Raw genomic sequence first — 16,961 nt, forward strand, 5'->3', positions numbered from 1 at the left:
GACTAGGCTGACGGTCTCACCCAGTGGACATCTGACAGGAGGGGTGGCAGCCATGACCACCGAGCTGCGTCGTCTTCGCAATTTCATCGACGGGGAGTTCCGGGACGCCGCCGACGGGCGCACCACCGAGGTGGTCAATCCGGCCACGGGCGAGGCCTATGCCACCGCCCCGCTGTCGGGCGCCGCGGACGTGGACGCCGCCATGGCCGCGGCCGAGGCCGCCTTCCCGGCCTGGCGCGACCTCGTACCCGGAGAGCGCCAGAAGGTACTGCTCAAGATCGCCGACGCCTTCGAGGCGCGCGCCGAGGACCTGATCGCCGCGGAGTCCGAGAACACCGGCAAGCCCGTCGCTCTCACCCGCAGCGAAGAGGTCCCCCCGATGGTGGACCAGATCCGCTTCTTCGCGGGCGCCGCGCGGATGCTCGAGGGCCGCTCCGCGGGCGAGTACATGGAGGGCCTGACCTCGATCATCCGGCGCGAGCCGATCGGCGTCTGTGCCCAGGTCGCCCCGTGGAACTACCCGATGATGATGGCGGTGTGGAAGTTCGCCCCGGCGCTCGCAGCGGGCAACACCGTCGTCCTCAAGCCCTCCGACACCACCCCCGCCTCCACCGTCCTCATCGCCGAGATCATCGGCGGTGTGCTGGAGGAGCTCGGGCACCCGAAGGGCGTCTTCAACGTCATCTGCGGCGACCGGGAGACCGGCCGCCTCATGGTCGAGCACCCGGTGCCGGCGATGGCCTCGATCACCGGCTCCGTGCGGGCCGGCATGCAGGTCGCCGAGTCCGCCTCCAAGGACCTCAAGCGCGTCCACCTGGAGCTCGGCGGCAAGGCCCCCGTCGTCGTCTTCGACGACGCCGACATCGCCAAGGCCGTCGAGGACATCTCGGTCGCCGGCTACTTCAACGCCGGCCAGGACTGTACGGCCGCCACCCGCGTGCTCGTCCACGAGTCGATCCACGACGAGTTCGTCACCGCGCTCGCCAAGGCCGCCGCCGACACGAAGACGGGGCAGCCGGACGACGAGGACGTCCTCTACGGCCCGCTCAACAACGCCAACCAGCTCAAGCAGGTCGCCGGCTTCATCGAGCGGCTGCCCGGCCACGCCAAGCTCGAGGCGGGCGGGCACCGGGTGGGGGAGAAGGGCTACTTCTTCGCCCCGACCGTCGTCTCCGGCCTCAAGCAGGACGACGAGATCATCCAGCACGAGGTCTTCGGCCCCGTGATCACGGTCCAGTCCTTCGCGGACGAGGACCAGGCCGTCGCCTACGCCAACGGCGTCGAGTACGCGCTGGCCTCCTCGGTGTGGACCAAGGACCACGGCCGCGCCATGCGGATGTCCAAGAAGCTCGACTTCGGCTGCGTGTGGATCAACACCCACATCCCGCTGGTCGCCGAGATGCCCCACGGCGGCTTCAAGAAGTCCGGCTACGGCAAGGACCTGTCCGCCTACGGCTTCGAGGACTACACGCGCGTCAAGCACGTCATGACGTCGCTGGACTGACGGAGCCGGCCCGCCTCGTGCGGTGAGCTGGGGCCTGCCCCATGCGGTGGGGCGGAGACTGCCTCATGCGGTGAGGCCGGGGCCTGCCCCATGCGGCGGGGAATCCCGCCTCATGCGGTGAGGGCGGCCCGCCCCATGCGCCAAGGCGGTGCCCCATGCCGTCCCGCGGCACGGGGCGGATGCAGACACCCTGCAGTGGTCCGTACCGGGCGTTTCCGGTACGGACCACTGCGCGTCGTGCCCCGGTATCATCGACGGTCGGCCGTTCCCGGCCGTCAGGGTGTCGGGAAGTGCGGTCGCCTCCCGGACAGGCCGTACATTGTCCGCGAAGATCCGACCCCGCCATGCTGCCGGAATGCGAGAGAAGCCCGTGAAGCCCCTGTCCCGCCGGACCCTGCTGCGCGCGCTGGGCGCCGGTGCCGGGGCCGCCGCACTCGCCGGGTGCGGAGTACCCGCCGCGTACGTCGAGCCGGTCGACCGGGCCGCCGAGGACCGCTCCAGCCGCGACAAGAGCCTCGTCTTCGCCAACTGGCCCCTCTACATCGACGTCGACGAGGACGACCCGCAGAAGCGCCCCACGCTCGACGCGTTCGAGAAGCACAGCGGCATATCGGTGAAGTACACCGAAGAGATCAACGACAACGACGAGTTCTTCGGCAAGGTCAGCCCCGCCCTGATGAACCATCAGGAGACAGGGAGGGACCTCATCGTTGTCAGCGACTGGATGGCCTCCCGCTACGTGCGCCTGGGCTGGGTCCAGGAGATGGACCGCTCCCGCCAGCCGAACGTCGACCGCAACCTCGACCCGCTGCTGCGCAAGCCCTCCTTCGACCCCGGCCGCCTGCACACCGTCCCCTGGCAGTCCGGCATCACGGGCATCGCGTACAACCGCAAGAAGCTCGGCCGGGAGATCCGGCACACCTCCGACCTGTGGAAGGACGACCTGCGCGGCCGGGTCACACTGCTGGCCGGCCTGGACGAGGCGTACTCGCTGCTCATGCAGGGCAACGGCGCCAACGTCACCCGCTGGACCGCCGACGACTTCCACACCATGACCGACCAGCTGCGCCGCCTCGTGCGCAAGCGGCACATCCGCCGTTTCACCGGCAACGACTACATCAAGGACCTGTCGTCCGGCGACGTGCTGGCCTGCCAGGCGTACTCCGGCGACGTCATCCAGCTCCAGGCCGACAACCCCGACATCGAGTTCGTCGTCCCCGAGGAGGGCGCCGAGCTGTGGGCCGAGAGCCTCATGGTGCCCAACCTCGCCCGCCACAAGCGCAACGCCGAGGCACTCGTCGACTACTACTACCGGCCCGAGGTGGCGGCCGAGCTCGCCGCGGCGGTCAATTACGTCTGCCCCGTGCCGGCCGCTCGGGACATTCTCGCCTCGTCCTCCGACAAGGAACTCGCGGAGCTCGCCGGGAACCCGCTCATCTTCCCGAGCGACGACATGCGCAAACGCCTCGCGACGGCACGCGACATGACCGCGAAGGAGCGGCCGGGCTTCACCAAGGAGTGGAACGAGATCGTCGGGCTCTGATCGTGCACGCCGCTAGGCCGCCCCATGCGCGGGGCCCCGTGCACGCCGCCCCATGCCGCATGGGGCGGCGGCGTGCGCCCACCGCCCCATGCCGCGCCTGCCGCCGCCCGGACCTCGTTCAGTCCCGCAGCAGCGACCGCAACGTACCGACCCGGTTGGTGGTGATCGCGTCGACGCCTGCTGCCAGCAGCCGGCGCATCGTGAAGCGGGTGTCCGCGGTCCAGGCGGAGACCAGAAGCCCGTCGGAGTGGTTGCGGGCGACGAGTTCGGGGCTCACCAGCCCGAAGCGGTAGTTCAGCCAGCGCGGGGCGACGGCGCTGAGCAGGGCCTGGCGCGGCGGCATCAGCGTCGTCCACGTCAGGGCGGTCTCCGCGGCCGGATCCGCGCGACGTACTGCGAGCATCGATGTCACACCACCGCAGTAGTACACGCGCTCCGCGGCTCCGCTCGCGTGCACCTCGGCGACGGCGGCCTCGGCGGCCGACGCGTCCGGCAGGTCGATGAACAGCCGTGGTCCGGAGCGCTCCGCGCCGAGCTGCAGGGCCTCGCACAGGGTGGGTACGCCGCCGCCGGTCAGCTCCCGCAGCTCGTCCGCCGCGAGCGAGTCCAGGACCCGCGTGTGACCCCACAGGCGCTCGAGCGTCGCGTCGTGCAGCAGCACGGGCACGCCGTCGCGCGTCAGCCGGACGTCGACCTCCACCGCCCCCGCCCCGGCCCGCAGGGCCGAACGGATCGAGGCGAGGGTGTTCTCCCGGAAGAGGTACGGATCACCGCGGTGGGCGACGGCGGTGACGGTGCGGGCTTTTGCAGCAGGGGAGTTCGGGCCGGTCATGGGACCCATTGTGGCGGCGGCGTGCGTCCGCCGAGCTCAGGCCCGCCAGGCCGCGGTGTAGGCGTCGATCTCCGCCCGGAGCGCCTTCTTGCCCGTCTCGTCCATGAACGACGCCTCCACGGCGTTCTTGGCGAGGCCGGCGACGCCTGCTGCGTCCAGCTCCAGGAGGCGCGCGGCGACGCCGTACTCGCGGTTGAGGTCCGTGCCGAACATGGGCGGGTCGTCGCTGTTGACGGTCACCAGGACGCCCGCGGCCACCATCTCCTTGATGGGGTGGCGGTCCAGGTCGGTCACGGCGCGGGTGGCGAGGTTGGACGTCGGGCAGACCTCCAGCGGGATGCGGTGCTCCGCTAGGTGGGCCAGCAGGGCCGGGTCCTGCGGGGCGCTGGTGCCGTGGCCGATGCGCTCGGCGCGCAGGTCGACCAGGGCGTCCCAGATGGTCTGCGGGCCCGTCGTCTCACCGGCATGGGGCACGCTGTGCAGCCCCTCGGCGATGGCCCGGTCGAAGTACGGCTTGAACTGGGGCCGGGGCACGCCGATCTCCGGTCCGCCCAGCCCGAAGGAGACCAGACCCTCGGGCTTGAGCCCGCAGGCGATCCGTGCGGTCTCCTCCGCGGCTTCCAGCCCCGCCTCGCCCGGGATGTCGAAGCACCAGCGCAGCACGACGCCCAGCTCCGTCTCGGCCGCCTTGCGGGCGTCCTCGATGGCCTCAACGAAGGCGGCGTCCGGGATGCCGCGCCTGGTCGAGCTGAAGGGGGTGACGGTCAGTTCGGCGTAGCGGATGTTCTGCCGCGCCATGTCGCGCGCGACCTCGTACGTCAGCAGCCGTACGTCCTCGGCGTCGCGGATCAGGTCGACGACCGAGAGGTAGACCTCGATGAAATGGGCGAAGTCGCGGAAGGTGAAGAAGTCGGCCAGCGCCTCGGGGTCGGTGGGCACCGGCGAATCCGGGTGGCGGGCGGCCAGCTCGGCCACGATGCGCGGGGACGCCGACCCGACGTGGTGCACATGGAGCTCCGCCTTGGGGAGCCCGGCGATGAACGAGTCGAGTACGGACATGCATGCCTCCATGGCGCGGTCGGCCGGAGCCTGTCGACGGGTGCCGTTCATCGTATGCGGGACGTACGCGACGGTTGTCCTCAGGCCTTAGCATGACGGGTATCGACTGGGGAGGGCTATGTCTGACAAGGCAGCCGGGGCCGATGGGCACTCCGAGCCGCGGGACCCCGATCCCTGGGCTCCGCCGGAGCGGCGGGTCGCACTCGACAAGCCCGGCTGGCAGCCGGCGCTCGGGCAGCATGCCGAGCCTGCTCCGGTGCCCAATGCCGCCGCTGTGATACCGCCTCAGTCGCCTGCGCAGCCGGGGCCCCATGCCGGCGTGACACCCTCCGGGCCCCATGCGTTGCCGGCGCCCCATGCCGTGGCACCGCCCCATGCGGCTCCGCAGCCGCCCCATGCACCGGCCCCGGGTGCCGTACCGCCCGTGCCCCTCGCGCCGACCGGCCCCGGCACGCCCAGCGCGTACCGGAGCAGTCCGTACGACCAGGCGCCGTACGGACTGCCCGGCGGCCCCTCTGCGCCCCCGGCCTCGGTCGCCCCCTACGGCCTGCAGACGCCGTACGGTCAGGACCCCTACGGTCAAAGCCCCTACGGTCCGGGCTCCTACCAGCCGGGTGCGTACGGCTATCCGGCGTCACTGCTCTACGCGCAGCAGCCCGTACCCAGCAACGGCCTGGGGCTGGCGGCCCTGGTGCTGGGCATCGTGGGCACCGTGTTCTCGCCCACCGTCGTGCTCGGGGCGGTGCTCGGCATCCTCGCCGTCATCTTCGGCGCCGTGGGCCGCGCCAAGGTGCGCGGCGGCGAGGCCACGAATCCCGGACAGGCCCTAGCCGGGCTGATCCTCGGTTGCGCGGCGCTCGTCGCCACCGTGCTGATGGTCATCGTCTACATCAACATCGATGTCGACGACAGCGACGGCCCCGTGCCCGACGAGGAGCCCGGTGCGACGTACGGCGCCTACTTGTCGGCGCCGGTGCTGCTCGTGGACCGCGACGCCAGCCGCTGACGCGCCTCCATCAGCGCGAAGCCGAGGAGGTTGTCGCCCCGCCAGCGAGCGGGGTCCTGGGAGCGCTCGTCGTCGGCGGCCAGGCCGATGCCCCAGACCCGGTCGAGCGGGCTGGCTTCGACCAGTACTCGCTCACCGGTGCCCAGCAGGTAGGCGCTCAGCGCCGCGTCCTGCGCGAACTTGTGGACGCTGCCCTCCACCACCAGCTCGAAGCGGTGCTGCCGCCAGGTCTCCTCGTCGAAGCCGCGCACCTTGCGGCCCGCGTCCTTCGCCTGCTTGGGGTGCGAGGCGGCGATCGCCTCGGCCTCGGCCTCCGCGTCGGCGAAGAGCCGCGCCTTGCCGGCCATCATCCAGTGTTCGGCCGTGGCGTAGACGGTGCCGTCCACCGTGAACGGCGAAGGCCACCACTGGCTGAAGCAGCTCGCCCCGATGGTGCCGTCCCAACGCGGCTGGTGGCCCCAGAAATAGACGTACTTGAACTGCTCGCCGCGGGTGACGGCGGCCGTCAGCTCCGCCACCGAACGCGGGCCGTCCGCACGCTGCTCTGCGTGCGTGAGCCCGTGCTGGTCCCCGTTGATCTTCATGCCGGGCATTCTCGCATCCGCCCCGGGCAGTGGAACTGGGCTGACCGGGCATGACCGTTCCCCATAGCATTGCCCGACGCAGTTCAACGGAGGGGACATGCTTTATGTCTGACTACAACCAGAATCCTTATGGGGCGCCCCAGCCGCCGCCCCAGCAGCCCGGCTACGGCTACCCGAACCAGGCCCAGCCGGCGCAGAGCGGTTACCCCGGGCAGAGCGGGTATCCCGCACCGGCGCAGAGTGCCTACCCGGCGCAGAGCGGCTACCCCTCCGCACCGCCGGTCCAGCCCTACCCCGTAGCCGGCTACGTGGGCGTGGTGCAGCCCAGCAACGGCATGGGCACCGCCGGCCTCGTCTGCGGCATCATCGGAGCCGTCTGCAGCCTCCTGGTCTTCCTGTGGTTCTTCGGGCTGATCCTGGGCATCCTCGGCATCATCTTCGGTGCCGTCGGCCGCTCCAAGGTCACGAAGGGCGAGGCGACCAACCGGAGCGCCGCGACCACCGGCATCGTCCTCGGCATCGTGGCCCTGGTGCTCCCCGTCCTGTGGTTCGCCTTCTTCGCGAGCCTCCTCGGCATCGGTGCCGGCTTGTAGCCGTACCGAACCCGCCGGGCCCCGGTCCCCGGGCGCACCGCTGCAGGGCCCCGTGCGGTACTCGGAGGCTTGCCTCTCACTGATTCCGTCGCAGGGTACGCATGCTGCGACGGAATCCCTTGTTGGTTGCGCCCTCCTCTGCCAGGATCGGCTTCGGCGCCCTGCGCGGTGCAGCGCAGAGGAGGGCGCAGCCGGCCGGAGGAGTGTGTTGATGGGCGCGACGGATCAACGGTTCGATGCGGCGGGTCGGTTCGCCGACGGAGCCCAGTACACCGGTGGCCGGTTGCGCCCCGGCACCTCGGGCCGCATGCACGCGGTAGTGGACCCCGCCACGGGCGAAGAGGTCCTCCGGTACGAGCTGGCCGGTCCGGAGGACGTGGACGCCGCCGTCACGGCCGCTGCGGGGGCCCTTCCCGCGTGGGCGGGAGCGACCCCGGGGGAGCGCTCCGACGCGCTGCAACGGTTCGCGGGCGTGCTTGCGGACCGCGCGGAGGAGTTCGCCCGTGCGGAGTCCGCCCAGTGCGGCAAGCCGATCCGCCTCACCAGCGAGTTCGACGTGCCGGGCACCGTGGACAACACCGCCTTCTTCGCGGGCGCGGCGCGCCACTTGGAGGGCCGGTCCGCCGGCGAGTACAGCGGCGACCACACCTCCTACGTGCGTCGCGAGCCGATCGGTGTGGTGGGTTCCATCGCGCCCTGGAACTACCCGCTGCAGATGGCCGCTTGGAAGGTGCTCCCGGCGATCGCGGCGGGCAATACGATCGTGCTCAAACCCGCCGAGCTGACGCCCCTGACGTCGTTGATGTTCGCCCAGGCCGCCACCGAGGCCGGCATTCCCGACGGCGTCGTGAACGTGGTCTGCGGGGCCGGCTCGGACGCGGGGGAGCGCCTCGTGGGCCACCCGGACGTCGCCATGATGTCGTTCACCGGATCGACGGCGGTCGGCAGGCGCGTCGCCGAGATCGCCACGCGGACGGTCAAGCGGCTCCACCTCGAACTCGGCGGCAAAGCCCCGTTCGTCGTCTTCGACGACGCCGACCTCGAGGCGGCCGTGCACGGGGCGGTCGCCGGCGCCCTCATCAACACCGGGCAGGACTGCACCGCCGCCACGCGCGTCTACGTCCAGCGCCCCCTGTACGACGCGTTCGTCTCCGGGGTCGCCGACCTGATGGCGTCCGTGCGCCTCGGCGACCCCTTCGACCCCGCCACCGACCTCGGCCCGCTCGTCTCGTACGCCCAGCGGGACCGCGTCGCCGGCTTCGTGGACCGGGCGCGCTCGTACGCCACCGTGGTCACCGGCGGCACAGCGCCCGCGGGAGAGCTGGCCAAGGGCGCGTACTACCGCCCCACGCTCGTCACGGGAGCCGCTCAGTCCAGCGAGATCGTCCAGGACGAGATCTTCGGCCCCGTGCTCGTCGTGCTGCCCTTCGACAGCGACGACGAGGGCCTCGCGCTCGCCAACGACACGCCGTACGGGCTGGCGGCCTCCGCATGGAGCCGGGACGTCTACCGCACGGGGCGGGCCACCAGGGAGATCAAGGCGGGCTGCGTGTGGGTCAACGACCACATTCCGATCATCAGCGAGATGCCGCACGGCGGTTACCGGGCATCAGGCTACGGAAAGGACATGTCAGCGTATTCCTTTGAGGAATACACTCAGGTCAAACACGTCATGTCCGACAACACCGCGGTGGCCCGCAAGCCCTGGCACCGGACCGTTTTCTCCCTGGGCTGACGTCCCGTTTCCCGTTTCCCGCGCCGGTTCTTGTTCCGGTCCTCAAACGTGTTCTCGGGCCGGTTCCGGTGACGGCCGGGAATCACGGGCCGCCGTGCTTGCGGACCTCGCCGTAGTAGACCCGGGCCCAGTATTGGCAGCTGCCGGTTTTCGCCTTGGGCAGGGTGCGGCAGTAGGCGTACAGGTCCGCTTTGAAATTCTTGTCCACGGCGAGACGCGTGGTGTGGTCGAACCTGCCCTGCTTCTTGTAGTTCCGGTAACCGAAGTCGTGTCGCTGGCAGGACGGCAGGAAGTTGAAGCCCATGGGCCGGTTGGGCGCCTGGGAGCAGCCGTCCGACGACCAGTCGAGCTTGTCGCTGCGGCTCTTGTCGTCGCGCACGGACTGGAACCGGTCCATCGAATGGTCGAAGAGCAGTTTGTCGGTGTAGGTCTGGAGTGGAGGTTTCGATGACGGTTGGGCGATTGAGGATTCGGCTGCAGCTCCCATGAGCAGTGTGGCGCCCAGTGCCGCGACGACTGTCACTCTTTTTCTGTAACCCAACGGTTTTCCCCGTTCCGTGCCGCGAGCGGGTTTGTGCTGCCCGCTCGCTCCCCTGTGAGCAGGCATCAGGTTGGCAGGTTCATGCCCGAGCGATCCATGGGGATCGTGGAACTGTTGCGTAACCAAAAGGCAACAACGGAATCCCTTGTTCAGGCCGAGTTGCTCTGCCAGGATCCTCGCTCAAAGTCCGTTGGAGCTACGGAAAGGGCACCTTGCATGGAGCGCTACCAGCCACGGACCACCGTGAACCGGCGGACTCTGCTGCGGGCCGGCGGAGCAGGTGCGCTCGCCTTCGGCGCGCTCGCGTCCCTGGCCGGCTGCGGCATCCCGCCCGCGGGGCGCCCAGAGGCCGCCCTGGGCGCCTCCGAGGACCGCTCCGCGCACGAGCAGACCCTCGCCTTCTCCAGCTGGACCGAGTACATCGACACCGGCGCGGACGGCACGAGCCGCCCCACGCTCGACGACTTCAGGCGCTCGACCGGCATCGCGGTGACGTACACCGAGGACATCAACGACAACGTCGAATTCTTCGGCAAGGCCGGCAAACAGCTCGCCGCCGGCCAGGACATAGGCCGGGACCTGATCTGCGTCACCGACTGGATGGCCGGCCGCATGATCAGGCTCGGCTGGGCCCGGCGGCTCGACGCGGCTCACATGCCCAACGCGTACGCCAATCTCGCCCCGGGATTCCGCGCCCCCGACTGGGACCCCGGGCGCGTGCACTCCTATCCGTGGACCGGCATTCCCGCGGTCATCGCCTACAACCGCAAGGCCACCGGCGGCCGCAAGGTCGACTCCGTGTCCCAGCTCCTGGACGATCCGCGGCTCAAGGGCCGCGTCGGGCTCCTCTCCGAAATGCGCGACACGGTCGGCCTCACGCTCCTCGACATGGGCAGGCGGCCCGAAGAGGTCACCGCCGAGGAATACGACGCCGCCGTCGCCCGCCTGCGCCGGGCCCGCGACCGCGGACAGATCCGCCGCTTCACCGGCAACGACTACACGGGCGACCTCAACAAGGGCGACATCGCCGCCTGCATCGCCTGGGCGGGAGACCTCGTCCAGCTCCAGGCCGATAACAGCGACATCCAGTACGCGATCCCGGACACGGGCTACATGCTTTCCAGCGACAATCTTCTGGTCCCCCGCACCGCCCGCCACCAGAGGAACGCCGAGCGCCTCATCGATTACTACTACCAGCCCAAGGTCGCCGCGCGGCTCGCCGCCGCCATCAACTACGTCAGCCCGGTCGCCGGGCTGCGGGACGAGCTCGCGAAGATCGACAAGAAGCTGGCCGAGAACAGCCTGATCATCCCCAGCGAGGCGATGCTGGCGAAGGCCCACGCCTTCCGCTCCCTGACCGCCGCCGAGGAGAAGGCGTTCGAGGCCGCCTTCTCCGAGCTCACCGGCGCCTGACCCGCCGAAACGGGCCACCGGCGCGGCGCCCGGCCCCGGACATATGAGAACGTACGCGGCTGTACGTGCCGTACGTGCTCACGCCCCCGAGACCCCTGGACCCAAGACCCATGACAACAACCGCCCCGACCGACAGCAGCAGCGGCACGGACGTCCGCCTCACCGCCATCAGCAAGAGCTACGGCGCCTTCACCGCCGTTCACCCGCTCGACCTGAGCGTCCCCGCCGGCTCCTTCTTCGCCCTGCTCGGCGCCTCAGGCTGTGGCAAGACCACCACCCTGCGCATGATCGCCGGCCTGGAGCAGCCCACCACCGGCACCGTCGAGCTCGCCGGCCAGGACGTCACCGCCCTCCCCCCGCACAAGCGCCCCGTCAACACCGTCTTCCAGAGCTACGCGCTCTTCCCGCACCTCGACATCTACGAGAACGTCGCCTTCGGCCTGCGCCGCCGCGGCATCAAGTCGGTCAAGAAGCAGGTCGGCGACATGCTCGACCTCGTCCAGCTCGGCGACTACGCCCGCCGCAAGCCCCACCAGCTCTCCGGCGGCCAGCAGCAGCGAGTCGCCGTCGCCCGCGCCCTGATCAACCACCCCCAGGTGCTGCTGCTCGACGAGCCCCTCGGCGCCCTCGACCTCAAGCTGCGCAGGCAGATGCAGCTGGAGCTCAAGCGCATCCAGACCGAGGTCGGCATCACCTTCATCCACGTCACCCACGACCAGGAGGAGGCCATGACCATGGCCGACACGGTCGCGGTCATGAACGCCGGACGGGTCGAGCAGCTCGGCGCCCCCGCCGACCTCTACGAGACCCCCCGCACCACCTTCGTCGCCAACTTCCTCGGCACCTCGAACCTCATCACCGCAGAGGTCCTCGACGTCTCCGGCGAGACCCTCCTCCTGCGCGCCGCGGATACCAAACTCGCCCTGCCCCGTGCGCGATGTACCACCGCCCCCCGTGCGGGCGGGAAGCTCCTCGTCGGGATACGGCCGGAGAAGATCACCCTGACGCACGCCGACGACGCCGGCACCATCCCCGAGGGGCGCAACCGCGTCCACGGCCGCATCACCGCGTCCAGCTTCATCGGAGTCTCCACCCAGTACCTCGTCGACAGCCCCGTGGCCACGGGGCTGTCCGTCTACGAGCAGAACATCGAGCGCGACAGCCGCCTCGCCCCGGGCGCCGACGTCGTCCTGCACTGGAACCCCGGGCACAGCTTCGGCCTGGACGCCGCGCAGAGCATCGAGGCGGGCACGGACGCGGGGGAGGGCACCTGATGGCACTCGTCACCGACCAGCCCCCTGCGCCTCCCGCGCCGCCCCTCCCCACGGCCGCACGGGGCAGGAAGCTCACCCCGTACTGGCTCCTGCTCCCCGGCATCCTGTGGCTGCTCGTCTTCTTCGCCGCCCCGCTCGTCTACCAGGCCTCCACCTCGGTACAGACCGGATCGCTCGAAGAGGGCTTCGACGTCACCTGGCACTTCGCCACGTACTGGGACGCGCTGACCGAGTACTACCCCCAGTTCCTGCGCTCCGTCGCCTACGCCGCGACCGCCACGGCGCTCTGCCTCGCCCTCGGATACCCGCTGGCCTACCTCATCGCCTTCAAGGCCGGCCGGTGGCGCAACGTCCTGATGATCCTCGTCATCGCGCCGTTCTTCACCAGCTTCCTGATCCGCACCCTCGCCTGGAAGACGATCCTCTCCGACGGCGGCCCCGTCGTCTCCGCCCTCGCGAGCCTGCACGTCCTCGACGTCACCAACGCCCTCGGGGTCACCGAGGGGCACCGTGTGCTCGCCACGCCCCTCGCCGTCGTCTGCGGCCTGACCTACAACTTCCTGCCCTTCATGATCCTGCCGCTGTACACGTCCCTGGAGCGCATCGACTCGCGGCTGCACGAGGCGGCCGGCGACCTCTACGCGCGCCCGCTGACGACCTTCCGCAAGGTGACCTTCCCGCTGTCCATGCCCGGCGTCGTCGCCGGCACGCTGCTCACCTTCATCCCCGCCACGGGCGACTACATCAACGCCGAGCTGCTCGGCTCCACAGACCAGAAAATGATCGGCAACGTCATCCAGTCCCAGTTCCTGCGCGTCCTGGACTACCCGACCGCCGCCGCCCTGTCCTTCATCCTCATGGCCTCAATCCTCGCCATGGTCACCGTCTACATCCGCAAGTCCGGGACGGAGGACCTGGTCTGATGACTGCTACGCCCGCCCGCCCGGCCGTCCTCTCCAGCCGCCCCGTGCGGTGGCTCCGCCGCAACCTCGTCGTGCTCGCGGGGCTGGCCACACTGGCCTACCTCGTGCTGCCCAACGTCGTCGTCACCGTCTTCTCGTTCAACAAGCCCAATGGCCGCTTCAACTACGAGTGGCAGCGCTTCTCCACCGACGCCTGGACCGACCCGTGCGGCGTCGCCGACCTGTGTGGCTCCCTCTCGCTCAGCCTGCAGATCGCCGTCTGGGCGACCGTGGGCGCCACCGTCCTGGGCACGGCGCTCGCCTTCGCTCTCGCCCGCTACCGCTTCCGCGCCCGGTCCTCCGTCAGCACCCTGATCTTCCTGCCGATGGCCATGCCCGAGGTCGTCATGGCCGCCTCGCTGGCCACCCTCTTCCTCAACATGGGCGTCACCTTCGGCTTCTGGACCATCCTGATCGCCCACATCACGTTCTGCCTGAGCTTCGTGGTGACGGCCGTCAAGGCCCGGGTGATGTCCATGGACCCCCGGCTCGAACAAGCCGCCCAGGACCTCTACGCCACCCCGCTGCAGACCTTCCTGCGGGTCACCCTCCCGATCGCCGCCCCCGGCATCGTGGCGGGCGCCCTGCTCTCCTTCGCCCTGTCCTTCGACGACTTCATCATCACCAACTTCAACGCCGGCTCGACTGTGACCTTCCCCATGTTCGTCTGGGGATCCGCACAACGGGGCACACCCGTTCAAATCAATGTCATCGGGACGGCGATGTTCGCCGTCGCCGTGCTGTGCGTCCTCGTCGGTCAGCTGATCGGCGGGCGCCGAAAAAGGAGCTGAGAACATGGCCGCTCGTGCCATGAACCCTGTCCAAGCACTTTCCGACGCCGCCCCCCGGCCCTACTGGCTCGACGACCCCTCCCGGCCGGAGGCGCTCCCCGCGCTCGTCGGCGACGAGCACTGCGACCTGCTCGTCGTCGGCGGCGGATACTCCGGACTGTGGACCGCGCTCCTCGCCAAGGAGCGCGACCCCGGCCGGGACGTCGTCCTCATCGAGGCCCAGGAGACCGCCTGGGCCGCCTCCGGGCGCAACGGCGGCTTCTGCTCCGCCTCCCTCACCCACGGCTGGGCCAACGGCGCGGCACGCTGGCCCGACGAGCTCACCACGCTGCACAAGCTCGGCCTGCAGAACCTCGACGACATCGAAGCCACCCTCACCCGCCACGGCATCGACTGCGACTTCGAGCGCACCGGCGAGATCGACATCGCCACCGCCCCGCACCAGGTGCACGAGTTGCAGGAGGCAGCAGAGGAGCTCGAGGCCCTCGGCATCACCGGGTACGAATACCTCGACCGCGCGGCCCTGCGCGCCGAGGTCCACTCCCCGACCTTCCTCGCCGGGCTCTGGGACCGCGACGGGGTGGCGATGCTGCACCCCGCCCGGCTCGCATGGGGCCTCAAGCGCGCCTGCACGGAGCTCGGTGTGCGCATCTACGAGCACACGCCGGGCACCGAACTGTCCTCCCGCGCCGCCGGCATCGCCGTACGCACCCCCTACGGGCGCGTCTACGCCCGGCACGCCGCGCTCGGCACCAACGCCTTCCCTTCGCTCGTCAAGCGCGTCCGCCCGTACATCGCCCCGGTCTACGACTACGCGCTCATGACGGAGCCCCTGAACGCCGAACAGCTCGACGCCGTCGGCTGGAAGGGACGGCAGGGACTGGGGGACGCCGCCAACCACTTCCACTACTTCCGCATCACGCCCGACCACCGCATCCTGTGGGGCGGTTACGACATCGTCTACCACTACGGAGGCGGCGTCCGGGCGGAATACGACCACCACCCGGCCACGTACCAGAAGCTCGCCGAGCACTTCTTCCGCTGCTTCCCCCAGCTCGAAGGGGTGCGCTTCACCCACACCTGGGGCGGCGCAATCGACACCTGCGCGCGCTTCTCTGCCTTCTTCGGCACGGCGCACGGCGGCAAGGTCGCCTACGCCCTCGGCTACACGGGTCTGGGCGTCGGTGCCACCCGCTTCGGCGCCGACGTCATGCTCGACCTGCTCTCCGGGGAGCGCACGGAGCGGACCGAGCTGGAGATGGTGCGCAGCAAGCCGCTGCCGTTCCCGCCCGAGCCGGTTCGCTCCATGGGCATCGGCATCACCCAGTGGTCGATGACGAAGGCCGACGAAAACGGCGGCCGCCGCAACCTGTGGCTCAAGGCCATGGACAAGGTGGGCCTGGGTTTCGACAGCTGAGGGCGGTCGGGAGCCTCGTGCCTCGTGCCGGGCCCCATGCCGCGCTTCGCGCTCCGGGCCCCATGCAGGCGCCGGGCCCCTGCCCCATGCAGGCGCCGGCCCCGCCCCCCCCGTGCGCCCTGGGGGCGCACGGGGCGCGCCGCCCTGCGGACAGTGAATCCTTCACCTCCGGTCGGACCCGGAAACCCGCGTAATGATCCGCACTCCGAGGCCTCTCCACCCGTGAACGCAGGACGAGCGAACACGGAACGGAGGCTCTGTCATGAGTGACGACGCGGGGAAGCGGAGCGCGGTGGAGTGGCTGGCGACGGCCGCACCCGACCCCGGGACCTGCCGGTGGGAGTGGGAGCGCAATCCCCTCGGGGTGGCGCTGCTGCCCGCCGGCAGGCTCTGGGACGTTCTCATCCTCCCCAGCGAGCTGGGCCGCCCGACCCTGGAGATCCTGACCCGCTGCACCGCCCGGGTCGGGCCCGTCCTGGCCGACTTCGGTGATTGCCGCATGGGCTTTTTCGTCCCCCCGGGCACTGCCGCGAGGTGGTTCGCCACGGGTGTACGGGCCGCCGGGGCCGGCAGTTGGGTCGTCGTCCCTCACCCGGCGCGGGCGGCTTCGGGCGTCCGCTGGGTGGTGCCGCCCGACGGGGTGGGCACGCTCACCGATCCGGCGCTGCTGGAACTGTCGATGCACGAGGCCGCCGCGGACCTGGCCGGCGGACGGGACGGGTGAGGGCCTGTGCCAGCCCCCACAGCAGCACGCCGGACAGGCACCACGCGCCCACCACGTCCAGCGGCCAGTGATAGCCGCACCGCACCAGGCCGACCGCGACGCCTGCGTTCAGGAGGACGTACGCCGCTGCTGCCCACGCGCGTGCGCGCGCGTGCCGGTTGGGGGGCCTCATGCCAGCAGGTTTGGCATGGGGCGGCACGCCGGCAGGGGCGGCGGCATGGGGCAGCGCACGGGCGGGCTCCGCATGGGGCGGTGTCACGGAGGCACCGGCATGCGGCGGCGTGCGGAACGAGTCGGCACGGGGCGCCAGAAGCAGCAGCACAGCCGCTCCGTATGCGACGGCGGCGGTGGCCGTATGCCCTGAAGGAAAGAAGCCGTCGTGCGCTCCGGTAGCGGCCATGGCCGGGGGCCCCGTGCGGCCGATCCAGGACTTCACCGGTACGACGACGGCCGGTACGGCCGCCATGGCGAGGGCCGCCCACAGCGGCGGCAGCCACGGCCTGGGGCCGCGGCGACGCAGCAGCGCGGACACGGCCATGGCCACGACCAGCACGGGCACCGCAACCGATGCGTTGCCGAGGTCGGCGAGGAACTGCGCGACTGTGCCGGGGAACGGGGAGTCCGCCACCGTACGGCCGAGGTCCTCGTCGAGCGTCCGCATGGGGCCGCGCACCGCGACCTGCCAGGTGACCAGAGCGAAGAGCAGCGCACAGAACGCCGGAAAGAGGCCGCGCACGAGGCGGGACCGTGCCGGCGGCCCCGGAACAGGGGGGGAGGTTCCGAGGCCGCCGTGAGGACCGGGGTGCCGCGCGCCCCGGGGGGTATGGGGCGGGCGGCCATCCGATCGGTGAGGATGTCCGGAGCCCAAGGCTCCAGTGGTGTGCGCGAAGGCACGGCCGGGTCGGCACTGGGGAAGTACCGGCTCGGCTCCGTCCGCAGTCCCCTGCGGACGAGGTGTTTCTCTCATCTGCAGAAACCGTACG

The 16,961-nt window shown here is 70.5% G+C and carries 16 protein-coding genes; 11 read left to right on the forward strand and 5 right to left on the reverse strand.

The window, feature by feature from the left end; all coding sequences use genetic code 11:
• The first annotated feature begins 52 nt into the window (after positions 1-52).
• Together AS857_RS31190 and AS857_RS31195 are read left to right on the forward strand one after the other, a co-directional pair.
• Entirely contained in the window at positions 53-1,504 is a 1,452-nt protein-coding gene (locus AS857_RS31190) for a gamma-aminobutyraldehyde dehydrogenase (RefSeq protein WP_058046500.1), read from the forward strand.
• A 379-nt stretch (positions 1,505-1,883) separates the two neighbouring features.
• On the forward strand, positions 1,884-3,047 hold the full coding sequence (locus tag AS857_RS31195; RefSeq protein WP_058047188.1) for a polyamine ABC transporter substrate-binding protein: 1,164 nt from the start codon (positions 1,884-1,886) through the stop codon (positions 3,045-3,047).
• Between the two features lie 118 nt (positions 3,048-3,165).
• Here the strand turns inward: AS857_RS31195 and AS857_RS31200 are convergent, their stop codons facing one another.
• Positions 3,166-3,879 carry a glycerophosphodiester phosphodiesterase gene (locus AS857_RS31200; RefSeq protein ID WP_107105686.1) on the reverse strand — a complete coding sequence of 238 codons (714 nt, stop codon included), beginning with the start codon at positions 3,877-3,879 and terminating at the stop codon, positions 3,166-3,168.
• A gap of 36 nt (positions 3,880-3,915) precedes the next feature.
• A complete protein-coding gene (locus AS857_RS31205) occupies positions 3,916-4,938 on the reverse strand; it encodes an adenosine deaminase (protein WP_058046502.1) in 1,023 nt (340 codons plus the stop codon).
• Between the two features lie 424 nt (positions 4,939-5,362).
• Between AS857_RS31205 and AS857_RS36900 the strand changes: the two genes are divergently transcribed.
• Positions 5,363-5,944 (forward strand): DUF4190 domain-containing protein, encoded by a 582-nt coding sequence (locus AS857_RS36900; protein ID WP_063804383.1) that lies wholly within the window; start codon positions 5,363-5,365, stop codon positions 5,942-5,944.
• Here AS857_RS36900 and AS857_RS31215 read toward each other — a convergent pair.
• Positions 5,896-6,528, reverse strand: a complete 633-nt coding sequence (locus tag AS857_RS31215) for an NADAR family protein (protein ID WP_058047189.1) — start codon at positions 6,526-6,528, stop codon at positions 5,896-5,898. The genes AS857_RS36900 and AS857_RS31215 overlap by 49 nt on opposite strands.
• A 104-nt stretch (positions 6,529-6,632) precedes the next feature.
• Here AS857_RS31215 and AS857_RS31220 point away from each other — a divergent pair, with 104 nt between their 5' ends.
• Both AS857_RS31220 and AS857_RS31225 read left to right on the forward strand, forming a co-directional pair.
• Complete coding sequence (locus tag AS857_RS31220) at positions 6,633-7,121, forward strand: DUF4190 domain-containing protein (RefSeq protein ID WP_058046503.1); 489 nt, start codon at positions 6,633-6,635, stop codon at positions 7,119-7,121.
• A gap of 211 nt (positions 7,122-7,332) precedes the next feature.
• Positions 7,333-8,856 (forward strand): gamma-aminobutyraldehyde dehydrogenase, encoded by a 1,524-nt coding sequence (locus AS857_RS31225; RefSeq protein ID WP_058046504.1) that lies wholly within the window; start codon positions 7,333-7,335, stop codon positions 8,854-8,856.
• Between the two features lie 82 nt (positions 8,857-8,938).
• Here the strand turns inward: AS857_RS31225 and AS857_RS31230 are convergent, their stop codons facing one another.
• On the reverse strand, positions 8,939-9,463 hold the full coding sequence (locus AS857_RS31230) for a phospholipase (protein ID WP_338058291.1): 525 nt from the start codon (positions 9,461-9,463) through the stop codon (positions 8,939-8,941).
• 150 nt (positions 9,464-9,613) lie between these two features.
• Here AS857_RS31230 and AS857_RS31235 point away from each other — a divergent pair, with 150 nt between their 5' ends.
• From AS857_RS31235 to AS857_RS31260, 6 genes are all read left to right on the forward strand, one after another.
• The gene (locus tag AS857_RS31235; protein WP_058046506.1) at positions 9,614-10,810 is read left to right on the forward strand and encodes a polyamine ABC transporter substrate-binding protein; all 1,197 of its coding nucleotides are present in this window, start codon (positions 9,614-9,616) and stop codon (positions 10,808-10,810) included.
• Positions 10,811-10,920: 110 nt separating this feature from the next.
• Positions 10,921-12,084, forward strand: coding sequence for an ABC transporter ATP-binding protein (locus AS857_RS31240; RefSeq protein ID WP_058046507.1), 1,164 nt, complete (start codon positions 10,921-10,923; stop codon positions 12,082-12,084).
• Entirely contained in the window at positions 12,084-13,007 is a 924-nt protein-coding gene (locus AS857_RS31245; protein ID WP_058046508.1) for an ABC transporter permease, read from the forward strand. The genes AS857_RS31240 and AS857_RS31245 overlap by 1 nt, the downstream gene beginning before the upstream one ends.
• Positions 13,007-13,837 (forward strand): ABC transporter permease, encoded by an 831-nt coding sequence (locus tag AS857_RS31250; protein ID WP_058046509.1) that lies wholly within the window; start codon positions 13,007-13,009, stop codon positions 13,835-13,837. Before AS857_RS31245 ends, AS857_RS31250 begins: the two co-directional genes overlap by 1 nt.
• A gap of 4 nt (positions 13,838-13,841) precedes the next feature.
• Positions 13,842-15,254: an NAD(P)/FAD-dependent oxidoreductase gene (locus AS857_RS31255; RefSeq protein WP_058046510.1), complete on the forward strand. Its 1,413-nt coding sequence runs from the start codon at positions 13,842-13,844 to the stop codon at positions 15,252-15,254.
• 262 nt (positions 15,255-15,516) lie between these two features.
• Complete coding sequence (locus AS857_RS31260; protein ID WP_058046511.1) at positions 15,517-15,978, forward strand: hypothetical protein; 462 nt, start codon at positions 15,517-15,519, stop codon at positions 15,976-15,978.
• On the opposite strand, the gene AS857_RS38245 is transcribed toward AS857_RS31260, so the two are convergent.
• On the reverse strand, positions 15,905-16,714 hold the full coding sequence (locus AS857_RS38245) for a phosphatase PAP2 family protein (protein ID WP_160330282.1): 810 nt from the start codon (positions 16,712-16,714) through the stop codon (positions 15,905-15,907). The genes AS857_RS31260 and AS857_RS38245 overlap by 74 nt on opposite strands.
• Positions 16,715-16,961 lie beyond the last annotated feature (247 nt).

The organism is Streptomyces roseifaciens, from assembly GCF_001445655.1.
GTDB classification, from domain to species: domain Bacteria; phylum Actinomycetota; class Actinomycetes; order Streptomycetales; family Streptomycetaceae; genus Streptomyces; species Streptomyces aureoversilis.